We start from the raw sequence: 18085 nt of genomic DNA on the forward strand, positions 1-18085 counted from the left end.
TCACCCCTTTTTCCGGGACCGCGCTGCAAAGGAGCCGCACCCCATGACCGCACTCACCGGCACGACCGACTATCAGCAGTTCTACATCGACGGCCACTGGACCGACCCGTCATCGTCGCGCACCGTCGAGGTGCGGGCCGCGGCCACCGAGGAACGCCTCGGCAGCGTCCCGGAGGCGACCGAACGGGACATCGACGACGCCGTTGCCGCCGCCCGCCGGGCATTCGACGACCCTCAGGGCTGGTCCCGCTGGGATCCGGCGCGCCGCCGCGAGGCGCTCGAGCGTTTCGCGGTGGCACTGGAGAAGCGCGCCCCCGAAACCGCGACCCGAGTGAGCTCGCAGAACGGTATGCCGATCTGGCTCGCTCAGCAGTTCGAGGGCGGGTTCCCGGCCCTGCTGCTGCGCTACTACTCCGGCCTGGTCGCCGACACCCCCCAGGAGGAGACCCGGCAGGGCATGCTCGGCGGGCAGGCGCGGGTGATCCGTGAGCCGATCGGGGTGGTCGGCGCGATCGTCCCGTGGAACGTCCCGCAGGGAATCACCTTCCTCAAGCTCGCCCCCGCCCTGGCCGCCGGGTGCACGGTCGTGCTCAAGCCTGCTCCGGAGACGGTCCTCGACGCCATGCTGATGGCCGAGGCAGCCGCCGAGGCAGAACTGCCGGCGGGCGTGCTGAACGTCGTGCCCGGCGGAGGCGATGTCGGGGCCTACCTGGTAGCCCATCCGCAGGTGGACAAGGTCTCGTTCACCGGGTCGACGGCGGCCGGCCGGACGATCGCCGAGACGTGCGGGCGCCTGCTGCGCCCGGTGACCCTCGAGCTCGGCGGCAAGTCCGCCGCGATCGTCCTCGACGACGCCGACCTGGCTTCGACGATCGAGAGTTTCTTCGCCTCGACACTTCTCAACAACGGACAGATCTGCTGGCTCTCGACCCGCGTACTGGCGCCGCGATCGCGATACGCCGAGGTCGTCGACACCGTCAGCGGACTCGTGTCCTCCCTGCGGATCGGCGACCCCCTGGCCGAGACCACTCAGATCGGTCCGCTGGTCTCGGCACGGCAACGCGATCGGGTCGAGTCCTACATCGCCAAGGGGAAGGCCGAGGGGGCCCGGCTCACCGCCGGCGGCGGCCGGCCGGAGGGCCTCGACCGCGGCTGGTACGTGCAGCCGACCGTGTTCGCCGATGTCGACAACAACCACACCATCGCCCAGGAGGAGATCTTCGGGCCGGTCCTGTCGGTGATCCCGTACACCGACGAGGACGAGGCCGTTGCCATCGCCAACGCCTCGGACTACGGCCTGGGCGGCAGTGTCTGGACCGCCGACCCGGAGCGTGGCGAGGCCGTCGCCCGCCGGGTGCGCACCGGCAGCATCGGCATCAACGGCTACGTCAACGACCCCGTCGCCCCCTTCGGCGGAATCAAGGCCAGCGGAATCGGCCGTGAACTCGGACCCGAGGCCCTGCACAGCTACCAGGTCCTCAAGACCGTCTATCTCGACGCCTCGGCCGCGCAGGCCTGAGCAGAACCCGTCACACCGACCCACAACCGAGGAGTCCTCATGAAAAGCCGCGGCGCCGTTCTCCGCCAAGCCCCTGGCAAGTTCGAGATCGTCGACCTCGTCGTCGACGAACCCCGACAGAACGAGATCCGAGTCCGGATGGTCGCCTCAGGGCTGTGCCACTCCGACGACCACATGGCCACCGGTGACCTCCCCGTCGCTGTCTACCCGGTCTGCGGTGGACACGAGGGCGCCGGCATCGTCGAGTCGGTCGGCCCGAACACCTCCGGCTTCGAACCGGGAGACAAGGTCATCTTCTCGTTCCTGCCTGCCTGCGGAAAATGCCGCTGGTGCTCCACCGGGCACCAGAACCTCTGCGACCTCGGCGCCAATGTCCTGGTCGGCTCGCGCTGGGAAGATCCGACGAGCTTCCGCCTACAGCTCGAGGACGGCACCCCCGTCGCCCAGGCGCTCGGCATCTCCACCTTCTCCGAATACACGACGGTCGCCGTCGACTCCGCCATCAAAGTCCCGGCGGACACCCCGCTGGAAAAGGCGTGCCTGCTCGGTTGCGCAGTCGGGACCGGCTGGGGCTCGGCGGTCAACACCGGCAAGGTGCAACCCGGCGACACCGTGCTGATCCTCGGTGTCGGCGGCATCGGCGCAAACGCCGTCCAGGGTGCCGTGCACGCCGGTGCGGCACGAGTGATCGTGGTCGACCCCGTTGCCTTCAAGCGGGACACGGCGCTCTCACTGGGTGCCACGCACGCCGTCGCCACCGTCGAGGAGGCCATCGAGATCGCGAAGAGCTTCACCAACGGCCAGGGCGCCGACGTCGCGATCGTCACCGTCGGCGTCATCACCGGCGACCACATCGCGCAGGCATTCGCCGGGATCCGCAAGCAGGGCACGGTCGTCGTCACTGCCCTCGGAAACGCCACCGCCGTCGGCATCCCGGTACCGATCCTCGAATTGATCCTCTACGAGAAGAAGATCGTGGGTTCGCTGTTCGGCTCGTCGAGCCCGCGCGCAGACATCCCCAAGCTGCTCGACCTCTACCAGGCCGGCTATCTGAAGCTCGACGAGTTGATCACCACCGAGTACGCCCTCGACGACATCAACCAGGGATACGACGACATGCGTGCAGGCACCAACATCCGCGGTGTCATCCGGTTCTAGCGACCGCACGACTGCTCCGATCCGGCCCCTCGGATCCCCTCCCCCGCACCAACCTCGGCCCAATCCCAGAGAGGCACCGATGACCGTCACAGACGACCCGACCACCCAGCTACCGACACCCCACGGACCGTTCGTCGAGGACGATCGTGAAGCACACAGCTTCCGTGTCCACCGCTCCACCATGACCTCACCGGAGATCCATGCGATGGAACTCGAGCGGGTCTTCGCGCACAGCTGGCTCTACGTCGGGCACGAGTCGGAAATCCGCAAGAAGGGCGACTACGTGCGCCGCCCCGTCGGCGGACGTCAGGTCTTCATGGTCCGCGGACGATCGGGGCAGGTGAACGTCTTCCACAACACCTGCACCCACCGCGGCGCCATGGTCTGCCGCGCCGAACGCGGCAACGCCAAGATCTTCTCGTGCTTCTACCATGCCTGGTCGTTCAACACCGACGGTGAACTGGTGGGCATCCCGGACCGCCAGGCCTACGGCGACGACCTCGACTTCGGCAAACTCGGGCTCCGGCCCGCCGCCAAGGTCGACAGCTACCGCGGCTTCGTCTTCCTCTCCTACGATCGCGATATCGTGCCCCTGGTCGACTACCTGGCGGGCGCCACGGAGTACCTCGACCTCGTCGTCGACGCGGTCGAGGACGCGGAAATCATCTCCGGAACCAACGAGTACGCGATCAACGCCAACTGGAAACTCCTGGCGGAGAACAGCATCGACGGCTACCACGCGGTCAGCACCCACGACACCTACTTCAAGTACCTGGTAGCGCTGGGCACCGACCTCGCGGGTGGGGTCCAGGGCACGGCGAAGGCGCTCGGCAACGGGCACGCGGTACTCGAATACACCGCACCGTGGGGCCGACCGGTAGCGAAGTGGGAGCCGCTGTTCGGTGAGGGCGCGCGCGAGGAGATCAGCCGGCTGCGCGCCGAGCTCGTGGCCAAGCACGGCGAAGAGCGCGCCGCGCGCATGGCCGACGTCAACCGCAACCTGTTGATCTACCCGAACCTGGTGATCAACGACATCATGGCTGTCACCGTACGCACCTTCATGCCTGTCTCCGCAGACCGGATGGAGATCACCGCCTGGGAGCTCGCTCCGAGTCAGGAGCAATCCCAGCTGCGGCAGCGCCGTCTCGACAGCTTCCTCACCTTCCTGGGGCCCGGTGGCTTCGCCACCCCGGACGACATCGAAGCCCTCGAGTCCTGCCAGCAAGGCTTCCACAGCGGCGGAGTGGAGTGGAACGACATCTCACGCGGCATGGCGCGCACGCCCGAGGCCAATGACGAAGAGCAGATGCGTGCCTTCTGGCGACGCTGGAACGAGCAGATGATCGGAGAGGCCCGATGACCACCACCGCACCCGAGACCCCGAAGGCCGCGCCGGCGCCCTCCCCGCAGGTCGGCGACCTTCGGCAGGTCACCCGCAGCCGAGTCGAGGACCTGCTCTACCTCGAGGCCGAACTGCTCGACGACTGGGACCTCGACACCTGGATCACCCTCTACACCGACGACTGCCGCTACGTCGTGCCCTGCAACGACACCCCCGACGCCGACCCGGCCCGGGACCTGGTGCTCGTCGACGACGACCACCTGCGTCTGTCCTGCCGCGTGGAGCGACTCAATTCCCGCCGGGCACACCGGGAATACCCGCACTCGGCCACCAGCCACCAGGTGTCCAACGTGCGGCTGCGCCCGGTCGTCGACGGCACCGGCGGTGCAGCCGAGCTTCCGGTGGTCGCCGAGTTCGTCGTCTGGCGCTTCCGCGGCGAACGCTCCTACACCTACGCCGGCCGCTACCACTATCGACTGCGCGTCGTCGACGGGCACCTGCGGATCGCGTCGAAGCGGTGCGTGCTGCGCATGGGAAGCCTGCGCCAGGTGTCCGACGTCGCGATCATCCTGTGAACGCCGAACTGGACGGGGCACCGTTGCGGGGCCGCACCGTGGTCGTCACGGGAGGAGCGACCGGCATCGGTCTCGCGATCACCCGCAGGTTGCTCGCCGACGGCGCGTCGTTGCTCGTCGCTGCCCGGGACGAGGACGAACTCCATCGCGGGCTCGGGGCGCTGAGCGCACCCCCCGGCGTTCCCGAGCCCACCGGATTCGTCGGTGATCTGGCGCTCCCGGGCGCCGCGGACGCGATGCTCACCGCGGCCACGGACGCGTTCGGCCCGGTGTACGGACTCGTCAACAACGCCGGCGGGGGCGTCATCGCGCCGACGCTCCAGCACACCGAGCAGACGCTGAAGTCGACCATCGACAACAACCTGTGGACCACGCTGCGGGCCAGCATGGCGTTACTCCCCCATCTCGTCGACAACGGCGGGGGACGCATCGTCAACATCGGCGCCGAGTCCGTGCGCAACGGGCTCACCGCCCACGCGGTCTACAACGCCGCAAAGGGCGGGGTGCACGCGTTCGCCGTCGGATTGGCGCGCGAGTTCGCGCCCGCAGGCATCACCGTGAACACCGTGGCGCCGGCCTACACCCTGACCGCGGAGCTGGCCGCCGCGATCGAAGCGAACCGCCTCCCCGAGGTTCTGCGGCCGGTCGTCGAGGACGCGGTGCGGCTCATTCCGATGGGACGCCCTGCCGTTCCCGACGAAGTCGCCGGCGCCGTCGCCTATCTCCTTCGCCCGGAATCCGGCTTCGTCACCGGCCAGGTGATCAGTGTGAACGGCGGCAGCAGCATGGGCTGAAACCTCTCCGCTCCGCCGCGGCACAGACCGACCCGCACCCAGCGTCCCTACCCCGAAAGGTGAGCCATGACCGGCGTATCCCACGTCGACGACACATCTCGTGTCACGGATGCTTCTGCTCCCGAACCACTGTCGACCCCCGGCACAGCAACCGAACTCTACCGGTCGGCCCGCGATCTGCTCCAGGATCTCGGCCGCGACTACCGCAAGGCGGTCGACGAGTTCACCTGGCCGGATCTCGGGGAGCGGTTCAACTGGGCCGTGGACTGGTTCGACGCGATCGCACGGGGCAACGACCGGGTGGCCCTGTGGATCGTGGAGGAGAACGGCGCCGAGGCGAAGTACACCTTCGACGAGCTCGCACGCCGGTCCGATCAGGTCGCCGCCCATCTGGCCGCCCACGGGGTGGCCCGGGCCGACAGAGTCGTCCTCATGCTGAACAACCAGGTCGAACTCTGGGAGGCCATGCTCGCGGTCATGAAGCTCGGTGCGGTCATCATGCCCACGACCACCGCGCTGGGCCCGGTGGATCTGGCCGATCGCATCGGCCGGGGCGGTGCCCGGCACGTCGTCGCCAACGTCGCCGACACCGCCAAGTTCGACGAGATCGAGGGTGAGTACACGCGTTTCGTGGTCGGCGGCGGGCATGACGCGCCGGCCGGCTGGGTGCGCTTCGCCGGCGCGTACGCGCTCGACGTTCCCCGTGCAACGCACCCCGGTACCGCTCCGCACGACCCCCAGCTGCTGTATTTCACCTCCGGCACCACGAGCCGGCCGAAACTCGTCGAGCACACGCAGGTGTCCTACCCCCTCGGGCACCTCGCGACCTCGTTCTGGGTCGGAGCCGCACCCGGGGACGTCCACCTGAACATCAGTTCGCCGGGCTGGGCGAAGCACGCCTGGAGTTGCTTCTTCGCCCCGTGGATCGCCGAAGCGACGATCTTCGTCTACAACTATTCCCGCTTCGATGCCGCCGCGTTGCTCGGACAGATCCGCCGGGCCGGCGTGAGCACGTTCTGTGCTCCACCGACGGTGTGGCGAATGCTGATCAACGCCGACCTCTCCGGCGGCCCCGGGCAGCTGCGTGAGCTGCTTTCCGCGGGAGAACCGCTGAACCCCGAAGTCATGGATCAGGTGCGGCGGCAATGGGGATTGACGATCCGCGACGGGTTCGGCCAGACCGAGCTGCCACTGGCTGTCGGGAACGTACCCGGTATGCCGGTCAAGCCCGGATCGATGGGGCTGCCGTTGCCCGGTGTTCCGGTCGTGCTGGTCGATCCGCTGTCCGGCGCGCGGGTCGACGGAGTCGGAGAGGGTGAGCTCTGCGTCGATCTGACAGCGCGACCGATGAGCCTGATGACCGGCTACCTGGGCGATCCCGAACGCAACGCCGAGGCGATGGCAGGGGGCTTCTACCACACCGGCGACGTCGCTTCCCGGGACGCCGACGGCTACATCTTCCATGTCGGGCGCACGGACGATGTGTTCAAGGCCAGTGACTACAAGATCTCGCCGTTCGAGCTGGAAAGCGTGCTGATCGAGCATCCGGCGGTCGCCGAGGCCGCGGTCGTGCCGGCCCCCGACGAAGTCCGGCTGGCCGTGCCCAAGGCCTATGTCAGCCTCGCGCCGGGTCACGAGCCGACGCGGGCGACGGCACTGGCGATTCTGCGGCACGCCCGCGCGAACCTCGCGCCGTACCAGCGCGTACGCCGCCTGGAGTTCGCCGACCTGCCGAAGACCATCTCCGGCAAGATCCGCCGCGTGGAACTGCGTGGCCGCGAGGAATCCGGCGTCGCCGGTGCCGGTGAATGGCGCGACGACCAGTTCCCCGAATTGCGGTCCTGAGTCACGTCCCCCGGGGCTGCAAGCGCCCCGGGGTGCGCGAACGCACCTGAACGAGTCCTGGTTCCGTCGCAGGTCTCCGGGACCGAATCCCATTGTGATAGCTCCTGGTTCACGAACGACCAAGGCGTGCCCACGCGTGGCAGGCGGTGGATGGCCGGACAGCAGTACGTGGTCACGGTCTCGCCGCGACGCAGCTTCCGCCGGCGCTGGGTGGAAGTGTGCCTGCTGTGTACCCCGATATCGGGAGTTCGTCGTCAGCGGGCGTTTGCCGGTCCGGTGAGCGGGCGAACCGTGGCAATGAGCTCGGCGGCGTTGTCGCGGCGGATCGCGGCCGCGAGGTCGTCGGAGCAGGCGCCGAGGACGGCTCCGGGTGGTGTCTCGCGCGCGGCGAACGGGTAGTCGGTGCCCAGCAGGACGTGCTCGCCGCCGAATCGGGCGACGGCCTGGCCGAGTGCCGCCGCGTCGTAGGTGAGGGAATCGCACCACAGGTCCCGGGCCCGCACACTCGGCGCCGGTCCGGGCGTGCCGGAGAGAACGGCGCCTCGGTCGAGTCGGGGCAAGATCGCAGGCAGGGCGCCACCGCCGTGGGCCAGGCACAGGCGCACGCCCGGAGTACGGGTCCGCCCCGTGAGCAGTGCCGCCGCGGCGGTCGTTGTCTCCATGGGCATCCCCAGCCCGAACTCCAGGCCCAACTTCGACAGCCGCGGGTCGAGCGTCGTGTCCACCGGGTGCACCAGCACCAGTGCCGAGCGCTCGGCCGCAGCGGCGAAGAACTCGTCGAATGCGGGGTCGGCCAGCTCCCGCGTGCCGACACGAGTGCCGATCTCGACACCGAGGAAACCCAGTTCGTCGATGCAGCGGGAGAGCTCGGCGACCGCGGCGTCGGGGTCCTGCAAGGGAACGGCACCGAGGGCATACAGCCGCCCCGGTGCCTCGGCGACCAGTGCGGCGAAGGCATCGTTCTGCGCCGCAGCCAGGATCCGTGCGCCGTCGGCGGGCTGGTCGTGACACAACGTGACAGGAATTGGCGAGACGACCTGTGCTGCAATCCCCTCGGCGTCCATGTCGACGAGTCGGCGCTGGGCGGACCAGCACCGGTGGTCGATCTCGCGGTAGGGACGACCGCCGAGCAGGAGCTGGGCGCGTCGGGGATCGAGGAGTTCGATGGACGGCCAGCGTCCCGGTCGGCCGGACAGGTCCGGAAGCCGGGTACCGATCGCGTGGGTGTGAACGTCGATCGCCCCGAGAGGAAGCGGCAATCCGGCGTCGCCGTTCACGTGCGTGCTCATGCTGGCTCCCTCGACGACGCCCGCGGGGTCGATGTTCCGACGGTGTGGTCGACACCGTAACAAATCATGACTACAGGATTCAAGATGATTACGTCGGTCCACCTTCCCGAACCGGCCCGCCCGCTACACCCCGTACCCGGAGGCTCGTACCGTGCGATTCTCGCCAATCCTGCAGATACGATTGTGGTCGGACTACGGCCCCGCGCCGGCGTCTCCGGTATATACGCAGCTCACAGCCCTGAGAAGAGGTCGAACCTGATGACGTCATCGACTAGGAATCACCCGCGGACAGTGGACGGCCACGACAAGGGGCAGGCCCAGCGGTCGCTGTCGCGGGCACAACAGGTCGCGGTCGAAGTGGAGAACGAGCTGCTCGCCGCGCACACCCCGGTGGGGACCTCCCTCGGCCGACGTACGGACCTCATGGAGCGCTTCAGGGTCAGCCCGACGGTGATCAACGAGGCGTTGCGGATCCTGCGCGACCGCGGGCTCGTGGTGGTCAAGCCCGGGCCCGGCGGCGGGGTGTTCGTTGCGAGCCGGCCGCCGCAGGTCCGGCTCGGAGCGCTCGACCTGTGGTTCTCCGGAACAGGAACGGATCCACTGGATCTGTTCGAGGCCCGCATGCACTTGGAGGACGTCCTGACCAGGGTTGCCGTAGAGCGGGCGGGCCCGACGGACATCCGTGACATGGAATGGGCACTGGAGTCGATGCAGTCGGCGAGTACGCCGCGCGATTTCCTGGATGCAAACCTGAGGCTGCACCTGGCGATCGCGCGGGCCGCCCGGATCCCCGTGCTGGCGGGCATGTACGAGGCGATCGCCGCGATCATCGGAGGCGCGGCCACGCGCGTCGAACTGCTACCCGATCACGAGGAGATGTACCAGCACAGCATCGCCGTGCACGCCGAGATCGTGGCCGCGATCCGCGGCGGCGACCGCGAGGCGCTGGGCAAGTGCCTGGACCTGCACCGTCAGGACCTGGTGCGGGCGGTGGATCCGACTCGTTCACCGGTGGCGCCGGAATAGTTGCCAACGATTGCGCTCCAGCCCTTGAATTATGCATGCATGATTCCGTAATGTTTTGTCTCGGCAGCGATGCCGAATGCATGAGGAGGAGTCATGGCAGAATTCCTCGGGTTGGGGATCACTCACTATCCCCTGCTCGCCGGCACCGACGAGCACATGGCTGGGCTACTGCGGTGGACCCTGACCGACCCGGACATCCCGGAAGACCTGAAGGATCCGGCGAACTGGCCGGCCCGGATGCGCCGCGAATGGGACGCCGACGGCGGCACAGCCGCCGCAGCCGCGCATCGCGCCGAGCTGGTCGAGCACCTCGCCCGGTGCAGGGCCGCACTCGACGAGTTCGAACCGGATCTCGTGGTGGTATGGGGTGACGACCAGTACGAGAACTTCCGCGAAGAGGTGGTGCCGCCGTTCTGCGTGCTGGCCTACGACGACCTCGAGGTCCCGGCGTTCGAGGTGATGAACGAGCGTGGCAGCCCCAATGCCTGGGGGCTACCCGACGACTTCACCATCACCCTGCACGGCGACCCGCACGCCGCGAGGAATCTGGCAAATGCCTTGATCGAGGACGGCTTCGACATGGCCTACTCGTACCGCAAGCGCGCCGAGGCTCACTTCCCGCACGCCATCCTCAACACACAGATCTTTCTCGACTACGAGAACGCGGGATCGAAACTCCCCTATCCGATCGTGCCGATCACCGTCAATTGCTATGGCCAGCACGCGATTGCCCGCAAGGGCGGCCTCGCTCGATTCGCCGACATCGCCGACGAACAGCTCGACCCGGTCGGCCCGACCCCGAACCGTTGCTTCGACCTCGGCGCCGCCGTGGCGCGCGCGTTCGCCGCGACCGACAAGCGGGTCGCCCTGGTGGCCTCGTCGAGCTGGTCGCATGCCTTCCTCACCGACAAGCTCTGGCATCTCCGCCCGGACACCCCGGTCGACGAGCGGCTCTACGACGCCTTCGTGCACGGGGACGTCGACACCTGGCGTGCAGTGAGCGGCGCCGAGATCGTCGAGTCCGGCCAGCACGAGATGCTCAACTGGTACTGCCTGCTCGGCGCAATGCACGAACTCGGGCTGCCCCTTACATGGTCCACCCTCGTCACCACCGACGTATTCAACTCCAACAAGTGCTTCGCCGTGTTCTCCGGCAAGCCCGACGATGCCTACGCCGGCGGTGCCGGTGGCCGGGCGGGACAGGAACCACGATGACCACCACCGACCTCGCCCAGGGCCGCCGAGTCGCCGTGCCCGGTGTTACCGCCGAGCCCATCGATACGTTCTACCTCGAGGCCGGCAGCGGCGATCCCGTTGTGCTGCTTCATGGATCCGGCCCCGGGGTGTCGGGCTGGGCGAACTGGCAGCACACGATTCCCGGGCTGGCCGAGCACTTCCGAGTGATCGCACCGGACACCGTGGGATACGGGGCCACCTCGCGTCCCGGGGACATCGTCTACTCACTTCGCACTTGGAGCGACCACATCCTCGGCCTGCTCGACGTGCTGGAACTCGATCGGGTGTCGCTCGTAGGCAACTCCCTGGGCGGACGGATGGCGCTCGACCTCGCCGAACGCCATCCGGAACGGATCTCCCGAATGGTCCTCATGGGTTCGCCCGGCGTCGGGATGACCGTGACCGACGGGCTGAAGGCTCTGCGCGCCTACGAACCCTCCCTGGAGAACATGCGGGCGCTGCTGCTCGACTACTTTGCGGTGAACCCGTCCATCATCACCGACGAGCTGGTCCGCATTCGCTACGAGGCGAGCCTGGAAACCTTCGACGCCTATCGCGCGATGTTCCTCGACCCCCGGCACAAAGGCAACGAACTCGGTATCACCGAGGAGCAAGTGCGGTCGATCCGCACGCCCTCGCTCCTGATTCACGGAAGGGAGGACAAGGTCGTGCCGCCGGAGGTCTCGTGGACCATGCTGCACCTGCTGCAGGACGCGGACCTGCACGTCTTCGCTCGTTGCGGGCACTGGACGCAGATCGAGCGGGCCGCGGAATTCAACGAACTCGTCGCGGACTTCCTGCGGGGCTGAGCGCCGTCACCCACTGTGCGGAGCACAGAGTTCGTTGTCGGCTGCGTCCGTTGGCAGCGACCACGCGAGGGACTTCGGGACGCCGGACAGCGGGAACCGCGGCCCGACTCGCGTGGAGTCGGGCCGCCGTTGTCTATGACACCTCCCGCTCCGGTGAGCGGTCAGGACTCAGCCGAAGGAGAAGTGGTGGCTGCCGACGAACCGGGTCTGCGCCGGGCCGGGGATCGAGACGTCGATCGACCCGACGCTCCGGTACACGTGGTCGTCGTCCTGACAGTCCGCGTCGACCGTGTAGTCGCCGTCGGGCACGTTCTCGAACTTCACGGTTTCGTAGTCGGCGTAGTAGATCTCGGCCACTCGCACGTCGGGGATTCCGTCGATCACCGCGTTGCAGTAGTGCGGGTAGTCCGCCTCGGGAGCCCGGTAGTAGATGAACTTGACCGTGATCGTGTTCTCCCGCACGCTCACGCTCCAGCTGCCGTACGGGTAGGGATCCACTGCTGATGCCGTGGGCGCGAGGCCCGTCATCAATGCGAGCGGCGCCGCGAGGGCGACCGCCGCGCGTCCGAGCTTCGAGCCCTTCATGGGCGTTCCTTTCGACCGTCGACCAGCCCGACCGGTTCAATGGTCGACCCAGGAACGGGTACAGGAACTGCAAAGCGCCGCAGTCGAACACAACCCGTGATCAATATCGGTCGGCTGTCACCAGACCGTGACCCAGTGTGTCACGGAACAGTTACACTGCGTGTCCGTAGCACCGACGATGCAGGGCACGCACCTCGTCGACGAGTTCCGGCACCGGCCCCTCGACGGTCACCGCGGGCGCGACCTCCCGGATCGGCAGTGACCGGACGGGCGCCGGCGGCACGCCCATCTCCTCCAGCCAGCCGGCGAGTTGCGCCGACGACGCCACGTACACGACGCGGCCGAGCCCGACCCAGCCGTGCGCGGCCGCGCACATCGGGCAGTGCTCCCCGGAGGTGTACATCGTCGCGCCGGCACGCGCGGCCTCGCTCATGTGTGCGGCGGCCCAGCGGGCCAGTTCGAACTCGGGATGCCTGGTCCGGTCCCCGCCCGCGACGCGGTTGCGGTCCTCGGCGAGGCGCGTGCCGTCGGCCGCCACCAGCACCGAGCCGAACGGTTCGTCGCCGGCGTCCAGCGCCTCCCGCGCCAGTTCCACACACCGCCGCAGGTGCGTCATCTCCGATTCGTCGATCACGTGGTCCTCCCGGTGTCGCGGCCGTCGACCGCATCATGCCACCGCGGCCGGTGGACCGTCCTCAGCCCGCGCAGGTGCCCTCGTCGGGCGCTCCCGCGAACCGCCGGTCCATCCAGTCCAGGCCTTCCACGGCGGCCGGCAGCAGGCCGATCCCGTGACCCGCGCCGGTCCCGCGCAGCACCGGCGGAACGGCGTAGCGGCGATAGGTGACGGATGTTCCTCCCGCACACCACTTCCCGACCATCGCGTCGACGCCGCTCACCTGAACGAAGTCGTCCGTCGCGTTCTGCGCGACGAACGTCGGGATCGTGGGGGCGATGTTGCCGAGCTCCTGCTCACGCACCAGCGACGCCCACGGTTCGGCGGCCAGGTGGTCGGCGATGGGACGGCCGTCGACCGTGTACCAGGCCGTGGGGAAGAACGGATTCATGCGGGGCGCGTCGTAGACGCAGTAGGTCTCGGCACGCGCGAGAATGTCGCGTCCGGCGGGATTGAACGCCCCGAACAGTTCCTCGCGGACCTGCGGATAGGCCGCGGCGAAGCCGTTGACCACCCAGCCGATCCCGCCGGAGAGCAGCGATCCGTCGCCGGCGACGGCGAGGTCGGCGAGCGAGGCGGGCGGGGAACCCGCGACCGCGGCGACGACGGGCAGTTCGGGGGCGTAGGTGTCGGCCAGCTCCGCGGCCGCCGCCGACGACATGCCGCCCTGCGAGTAGCCCCAGAAGCCGATGCGGGTGCCCTCGTCGATACCGCGGTCGGTCAGTCGCAGCGCCGCACGAGCCATGTCGAGCATGGCGTGCCCCTGCGAGACGCGGTTCAGGTAGGGATGCCCACCGGGCGTGCCGAGGCCCTCATAGTCGGTCATCGCGACGGCGTAGCCCCGCGCGAGCAGCGGCACGATGTGCAGGTATTCGTACTCCTGGAGGTGGTTCGTCAACTTCGACGGCGCGCACTGGTCGCCCATGCCCTGCGTGCCCGGACCGAGGACGACCGTCGGGCGCGGACCGTCGCCGGCCCAGGGCCGCGACGGCACGAATACCGTGCCGGTGACCGCGATCGGGCCGCCCGTGGCGTTCTCGCTGCGGTACATCACCCGGGTGGCGAGGGCGTCGAGCGCCGGGGCGACGACGGGCTCGGCGCGCAGGACGTCGCCGGACGCGCCGCCGGGCAGCGGATCGGGTGGGAGGTAGAACGCGTCGTGGCCCGATGCGGACCCCGTGGGAGCGGCGGCCGCGACGGACCCTGCGACGAGTGGCGCCAGCAGCATCGTCAGGGCGGCGGTGAACAGGCGGGCGGTGGGCGTCGGCATGCCGAGCATTCTGCACACATATGTACTCCGAAGGAAGGCGCCGCGACGAGGTTTCTGAAACGAGTTCTACGATCGTTCCGGTGCTGCGGCCCGATGAGCGGGACGAGCGCCGCCGGCATTCTCCCGCCGCGGCTAGGGTCCGGGTCGCCGCTGTATCCGCAGGACGGAAGGGACGCGACCATGACCGTCGAAGAGCGACTGGCCCGGCTCGAGGCGCTCGAGGAGATCCGGATGCTCAAGCACCGGTACTTCCGTGCGTGCGACGCCAAGGACCCGGAGGGCATGCGCGCCTGCTTCGTCGCCGAGGGTGCCGACATCTACTACGGCCCCGCACTGGGCAGCTTCGACGACGCCGACGGTCTCGTCGAGGTCTACGCCCGTCTCGCCCTCGAACGCCTCGACGACCGGTACGTCATCCTCGACATGCACCACGGCATGCACCCGAGCCTCGAGATCACCGGCGACGGCACCGCCACCGGGGCGTGGACGCTGCGGTTCCGGCAGGTTGACCTGCGGGCCCGCACCGAGCGGGTCAGCGCACTCGACTACGACGACGACTACGTCGTCGAGGACGGACAATGGAAGATCGCCCGGTGCCACGTGCGGGTGCACTGGTCCATCGAACGCCCACTGACCGACGACGTGAAAGTGGTGCATTAACGCCTCTCCTTCCCGAAGGCAGGAGATTCCCGACTCAGACCGCAACCGCACCACCACCGGGAGGGAGGTGATCCGCTTGACTCACGTCGTCGACACCGGTGTGGCCACGCTCCGCCACAGCCAGAATCACTCTGGCAGCGTTCCGGTCCCGGCACGCGGTATGCCCGCACGCCCGGCACCGGAAGATACGTTCCTCGAGTCCGAGGGGTTGCTTGGCTCTCGCGAAACACCTCGAACACGTCATGGTCGTGTACGCGGGCCGCACCAGCACCACCTTCCGGCCGGCCCGCCTGCCCTGCTCGAGCAACTCCCGTTTCACCGTCGCGATCGCGGCATCGGCGGCCGTGCGCGCCATCGTCGACCTCGACAGGAACCGGGGTCGGAAATCCTCCACCGCGACCAGATGATGCGCCTCGACCACGGCCCGGGCCCAGATCCGGCCGTCGTGCCGGCTGCGTCGGGCCGCTTTCTTCTGCACCTTCGCGGCCCGGGTGCGGGCCCGGCGATAGCCCCTCGAGGGTGGGTGCCCCGTGCCTCGGCGGCGCCGCGCCATCGTCCGCTGCGCTCTCGCCACCTGCGCCGCACACCGTTTCCGGTGCCCGTGCTGCGGCAGGTCGAACCGCTCCTCGGTGGCCGTCGCGGTGCGGGCCACGCCCCAGTCGATCCCGACCGCGCTGTTCGGGTCGGCGGCCGGGATCGGCTCGGCCTCGCGGGTCACCACGAACGAGGCGTACCAGTGCCCCAACGAATCGCGGGTGATGCGCACACTCGACGGCTCCGACGGCAACGCCCGCGACCACACCACCGGCACACGCACGCCCTTGGGCAACACCAACCGGCCGTCCCGGATCCGGAACCCGCGGCGGGTGTACTCGAGCGACGGCAGGGTCTTCCTCCGCGCCTTGAACCGCGGCCGGCCCCGGCCCTCGACCGTGCACGACGCGTCGAGCGCCTGCGCGTAGGTGCGCAGCATCTGCTGCTGGGCGACCTGGGAGCCGTCCCGCAACCACGACGAGCGGGCCCGCGCCTCGGTCAACTGCTTGGCCAGCTTCCCGAACGTCGGCCGGCGACCGGCCTTGTGTTGGTGCACCGCCTCGTTCCACAGGAACCGGCAGCGATGCCACTCCTGCATCAGGGCATGTTCGGCGGTGGTGCCCGGCCGCAACCGGTAGTTGTAGCGCACCACCTCGACCCCCATGCCGGCACGCTAACCGACCCCACCGACAGGTTCGCCCGACACCACCACTCCCCCGAAAGGAGGACGGCGCTTCCTCTCCCTCGTGAACGAGGCAGTATCGCGCCGCACATCAGATGACCGAAGACATGACCGAACACAAGGTAGCCCTCGTCACCGGCGCGAGCCGCAGCGTCGGCAAGGGCGTTGCGTGCACACTCGGCTCCGACGGCTGGACCGTCTACGTCACCGCCCGCGGCCCGGTCGGCACCGACGGCCCACTGGACCGCACCGCCGCCGAGGTCACCGCCCGCGGCGGGACCGGCATCGCCGTGCAGTGCGACCACACCGACGACGAGCAGATCCAGGCGCTGTTCCGGCGCATCGCCGACGAGCAGGGCGGCCGGCTGGACCTGCTGGTGAACAACGTGTGGGCCGGGCCGCCCGGTTTCGCGGGTTTCTCCGAGCCGTTCTGGCAGCGCCCACTCTCGGACTGGGACTCGCTCGTCGGCCTCGGGCTGCGTGCGCACTACGTCGCGTCCGTCGAGGCGGCGAAGCTCATGGTGCCGCGCGGCAGCGGAACGATCGTCAACATCTCCTCGTTCGGCACGCGCGGCTACCTGCACTCGGTGCTGTACGGCATCTCGAAGGCGGGGCTGGACAAGATGGCCGCCGACATGGCCGTGGACCTGCGCGGGACCGGTGTGACCGCCCTGTCGGTGTGGCCGGGGCTGGTCAAGAACGAGGCCATGCTCGCCCGCGGCATCGACAACTTCGAGGGCTTCTCCCTCGCCAACGCCGAGACCCCCGAATTCGTCGGACGGGTGATCGTCGCGCTCGCGAACGACCCGAAGGTGAACAAGCGCAGCGGGCACACCCTGATCACCGCCGAGACCGCCCTCGACTACGGGGTCGTCGACGTCGAAGGCAATCAACCGGATTCGCACCGGGGGGCGTTCGGCGGCGGCCCGCTGTACTGATCCGCGGAGGGCGCCGAATCCTCTGTGGTCCCTCCCGGGAACGAGATAGCCTCCGGGAAAGGGCGAGAGGGCGGGCACCATGCACAGCGAGAAGATCCCCGTCGCCGGCTCCGGCGGCACGGAATCGACGGCGGTGCTGGATCTGCCGGGAGGCCCGCCGCGCGCGTTCGCACTGTTCGCCCACCGCTCCGGCACGGCAGCGTCGCGGATCTCGGAGACCCTCACCGAGCACGGCCTCGGCGTCCTGCGCGTCGGCTGCCAGGGCACCGCCTCGGAGTCCGAGGTCGCCGCTCTCGTGCACGCCGCGAATCACCTACGCGACCACTACGCCGCTCCCAGCGTCCTGATCGGCCACTCCTTCGGGGGCGCGGCCGTCCTCGCGGCGACCGAGCACGCGCCCGAGGCGCGAGCCGTGGTCACGATCGGCGCCCCTGCGGCGACCGAGCAGATCGACAAGCTCGGTGCCGCGCTGCTGGTGATGCACTCCCCCGACGACGACACCGTCGACATCGACAACGCCCGGCAGATCTTCGAGGCGGCCCGTCACCCCAAGTCCTTCCTGTCCGTCGACGGCGCCGACCACCTGCTCACCCGGCAGTCCGACGCCCGGTTCGTCGCCTCGACGCTGGCGGTCTGGGTGGGCAGATACCTCGACGAGCACACCGCGCCGCAGCCGTCCCCGGCCGAGGGCGTCGTCGACGTCTCGTGGAACGGAGCCACCCGGTTCGGGCAGCGCATCACCATGGGCCGGCACCTGGTGACCGCCGACGAACCCCCTCCCGCAGGCGACGACACCGGGCCGTCACCGTACGACCTGCTGCTCGCCTCCCTCGGCGCCTGCACGTCGATGACGCTGCGCATGTACGCCGACCGCAAGCAGTGGCCGCTCGAGAACGTGTCGGTTTCCTTGCATCACAGCCGCATCCACGCCGCCGACTGCGAGGACTGCGAGACCCGGACGGGGCGGCTCGACAGGGTCGAACGCGTGATCCGGCTCGCCGGTGATCTCGACGAGCAACAGCGGCAGCGCCTGCTCGAGATCGCCGACCGCTGTCCGGTGCACCGGACCCTGCACTCGGAGATCGTGGTGGACACCGCCCTGGCAGCCGGTGATCGGACCGACGACGTGCCGCCGCCCTGAGCGCCGTCC

The 18085-nt window shown here is 69.0% G+C and carries 17 protein-coding genes; 12 read left to right on the forward strand and 5 right to left on the reverse strand.

The window, feature by feature from the left end; genetic code table 11:
- Positions 1 to 43 precede the first annotated feature (43 nt).
- The 6 genes from F1734_RS22255 to F1734_RS22280 all read left to right on the forward strand — a co-directional run bounded on the left by F1734_RS22255 (position 44) and on the right by F1734_RS22280 (position 7233).
- Positions 44 to 1519: an aldehyde dehydrogenase gene (locus F1734_RS22255; RefSeq protein ID WP_203011083.1), complete on the forward strand. Its 1476-nt coding sequence runs from the start codon at positions 44 to 46 to the stop codon at positions 1517 to 1519.
- 39 nt (positions 1520 to 1558) lie between these two features.
- On the forward strand, positions 1559 to 2677 hold the full coding sequence (locus F1734_RS22260) for an NDMA-dependent alcohol dehydrogenase (RefSeq protein ID WP_203011084.1): 1119 nt from the start codon (positions 1559 to 1561) through the stop codon (positions 2675 to 2677).
- A gap of 79 nt (positions 2678 to 2756) precedes the next feature.
- Positions 2757 to 4037: an aromatic ring-hydroxylating oxygenase subunit alpha gene (locus F1734_RS22265; RefSeq protein WP_203011085.1), complete on the forward strand. Its 1281-nt coding sequence runs from the start codon at positions 2757 to 2759 to the stop codon at positions 4035 to 4037.
- Positions 4034 to 4594: an aromatic-ring-hydroxylating dioxygenase subunit beta gene (locus tag F1734_RS22270; protein WP_010593408.1), complete on the forward strand. Its 561-nt coding sequence runs from the start codon at positions 4034 to 4036 to the stop codon at positions 4592 to 4594. Before F1734_RS22265 ends, F1734_RS22270 begins: the two co-directional genes overlap by 4 nt.
- Positions 4591 to 5388, forward strand: a complete 798-nt coding sequence (locus F1734_RS22275; protein ID WP_010593409.1) for an SDR family NAD(P)-dependent oxidoreductase — start codon at positions 4591 to 4593, stop codon at positions 5386 to 5388. The genes F1734_RS22270 and F1734_RS22275 overlap by 4 nt, the downstream gene beginning before the upstream one ends.
- A 66-nt stretch (positions 5389 to 5454) precedes the next feature.
- Complete coding sequence (locus F1734_RS22280) at positions 5455 to 7233, forward strand: AMP-binding protein (protein WP_238424021.1); 1779 nt, start codon at positions 5455 to 5457, stop codon at positions 7231 to 7233.
- Positions 7234 to 7487: 254 nt separating this feature from the next.
- On the opposite strand, the gene F1734_RS22285 is transcribed toward F1734_RS22280, so the two are convergent.
- Entirely contained in the window at positions 7488 to 8522 is a 1035-nt protein-coding gene (locus F1734_RS22285; RefSeq protein ID WP_099528047.1) for an amidohydrolase family protein, read from the reverse strand.
- Between the two features lie 258 nt (positions 8523 to 8780).
- Here F1734_RS22285 and F1734_RS22290 point away from each other — a divergent pair, with 258 nt between their 5' ends.
- The 3 genes from F1734_RS22290 (at position 8781) to F1734_RS22300 (ending at position 11593) form a co-directional block, all read left to right on the forward strand.
- Positions 8781 to 9548 carry a FadR/GntR family transcriptional regulator gene (locus tag F1734_RS22290; RefSeq protein WP_043804932.1) on the forward strand — a complete coding sequence of 256 codons (768 nt, stop codon included), beginning with the start codon at positions 8781 to 8783 and terminating at the stop codon, positions 9546 to 9548.
- A 93-nt stretch (positions 9549 to 9641) separates the two neighbouring features.
- Complete coding sequence (locus F1734_RS22295; RefSeq protein WP_010593413.1) at positions 9642 to 10763, forward strand: DODA-type extradiol aromatic ring-opening family dioxygenase; 1122 nt, start codon at positions 9642 to 9644, stop codon at positions 10761 to 10763.
- The gene (locus F1734_RS22300) at positions 10760 to 11593 is read left to right on the forward strand and encodes an alpha/beta fold hydrolase (RefSeq protein WP_010593414.1); all 834 of its coding nucleotides are present in this window, start codon (positions 10760 to 10762) and stop codon (positions 11591 to 11593) included. The genes F1734_RS22295 and F1734_RS22300 overlap by 4 nt, the downstream gene beginning before the upstream one ends.
- Before the next feature lie 168 nt (positions 11594 to 11761).
- On the opposite strand, the gene F1734_RS22305 is transcribed toward F1734_RS22300, so the two are convergent.
- The 3 genes from F1734_RS22305 to F1734_RS22315 form a co-directional block, all read right to left on the reverse strand.
- Entirely contained in the window at positions 11762 to 12178 is a 417-nt protein-coding gene (locus F1734_RS22305) for a hypothetical protein (protein WP_010593415.1), read from the reverse strand.
- 151 nt (positions 12179 to 12329) lie between these two features.
- The gene (locus tag F1734_RS22310) at positions 12330 to 12812 is read right to left on the reverse strand and encodes a nucleoside deaminase (RefSeq protein ID WP_010593416.1); all 483 of its coding nucleotides are present in this window, start codon (positions 12810 to 12812) and stop codon (positions 12330 to 12332) included.
- A gap of 61 nt (positions 12813 to 12873) precedes the next feature.
- The gene (locus tag F1734_RS22315; protein WP_010593417.1) at positions 12874 to 14130 is read right to left on the reverse strand and encodes a lipase family protein; all 1257 of its coding nucleotides are present in this window, start codon (positions 14128 to 14130) and stop codon (positions 12874 to 12876) included.
- 171 nt (positions 14131 to 14301) lie between these two features.
- Between F1734_RS22315 and F1734_RS22320 the strand changes: the two genes are divergently transcribed.
- Positions 14302 to 14781 carry a nuclear transport factor 2 family protein gene (locus F1734_RS22320; protein WP_203011086.1) on the forward strand — a complete coding sequence of 160 codons (480 nt, stop codon included), beginning with the start codon at positions 14302 to 14304 and terminating at the stop codon, positions 14779 to 14781.
- 34 nt (positions 14782 to 14815) lie between these two features.
- Here the strand turns inward: F1734_RS22320 and F1734_RS22325 are convergent, their stop codons facing one another.
- On the reverse strand, positions 14816 to 15979 hold the full coding sequence (locus F1734_RS22325) for an RNA-guided endonuclease InsQ/TnpB family protein (RefSeq protein WP_203011087.1): 1164 nt from the start codon (positions 15977 to 15979) through the stop codon (positions 14816 to 14818).
- A gap of 125 nt (positions 15980 to 16104) precedes the next feature.
- On the opposite strand from F1734_RS22325, the gene F1734_RS22330 reads away from it, so the two are divergent.
- Positions 16105 to 16935, forward strand: a complete 831-nt coding sequence (locus F1734_RS22330; protein ID WP_029540271.1) for an SDR family NAD(P)-dependent oxidoreductase — start codon at positions 16105 to 16107, stop codon at positions 16933 to 16935.
- Between the two features lie 79 nt (positions 16936 to 17014).
- Positions 17015 to 18076: a bifunctional alpha/beta hydrolase/OsmC family protein gene (locus F1734_RS22335; protein ID WP_203011088.1), complete on the forward strand. Its 1062-nt coding sequence runs from the start codon at positions 17015 to 17017 to the stop codon at positions 18074 to 18076.
- Positions 18077 to 18085: the final 9 nt, after the last annotated feature.

The sequence above is a fragment of the Rhodococcus ruber genome, from assembly GCF_016804345.1.
GTDB classification, from domain to species: Bacteria; Actinomycetota; Actinomycetes; order Mycobacteriales; family Mycobacteriaceae; genus Rhodococcus; species Rhodococcus ruber.

Coding starts and splice junctions, on each gene's coding strand:
- F1734_RS22255 (WP_203011083.1), top strand. CDS start 44: ATGACCGCACTCACCGGCACGACCGACTATCAGCAGTTCTACATCGAC.
- F1734_RS22260 (WP_203011084.1), top strand. CDS start 1,559: ATGAAAAGCCGCGGCGCCGTTCTCCGCCAAGCCCCTGGCAAGTTCGAG.
- F1734_RS22265 (WP_203011085.1), top strand. CDS start 2,757: ATGACCGTCACAGACGACCCGACCACCCAGCTACCGACACCCCACGGA.
- F1734_RS22270 (WP_010593408.1), top strand. CDS start 4,034: ATGACCACCACCGCACCCGAGACCCCGAAGGCCGCGCCGGCGCCCTCC.
- F1734_RS22280 (WP_238424021.1), top strand. CDS start 5,455: ATGACCGGCGTATCCCACGTCGACGACACATCTCGTGTCACGGATGCT.
- F1734_RS22285 (WP_099528047.1), bottom strand. CDS start 8,522: ATGAGCACGCACGTGAACGGCGACGCCGGATTGCCGCTTCCTCTCGGG.
- F1734_RS22290 (WP_043804932.1), top strand. CDS start 8,781: ATGACGTCATCGACTAGGAATCACCCGCGGACAGTGGACGGCCACGAC.
- F1734_RS22295 (WP_010593413.1), top strand. CDS start 9,642: ATGGCAGAATTCCTCGGGTTGGGGATCACTCACTATCCCCTGCTCGCC.
- F1734_RS22300 (WP_010593414.1), top strand. CDS start 10,760: ATGACCACCACCGACCTCGCCCAGGGCCGCCGAGTCGCCGTGCCCGGT.
- F1734_RS22305 (WP_010593415.1), bottom strand. CDS start 12,178: ATGAAGGGCTCGAAGCTCGGACGCGCGGCGGTCGCCCTCGCGGCGCCG.
- F1734_RS22315 (WP_010593417.1), bottom strand. CDS start 14,130: ATGCTCGGCATGCCGACGCCCACCGCCCGCCTGTTCACCGCCGCCCTG.
- F1734_RS22320 (WP_203011086.1), top strand. CDS start 14,302: ATGACCGTCGAAGAGCGACTGGCCCGGCTCGAGGCGCTCGAGGAGATC.
- F1734_RS22325 (WP_203011087.1), bottom strand. CDS start 15,979: ATGGGGGTCGAGGTGGTGCGCTACAACTACCGGTTGCGGCCGGGCACC.
- F1734_RS22330 (WP_029540271.1), top strand. CDS start 16,105: ATGACCGAACACAAGGTAGCCCTCGTCACCGGCGCGAGCCGCAGCGTC.
- F1734_RS22335 (WP_203011088.1), top strand. CDS start 17,015: ATGCACAGCGAGAAGATCCCCGTCGCCGGCTCCGGCGGCACGGAATCG.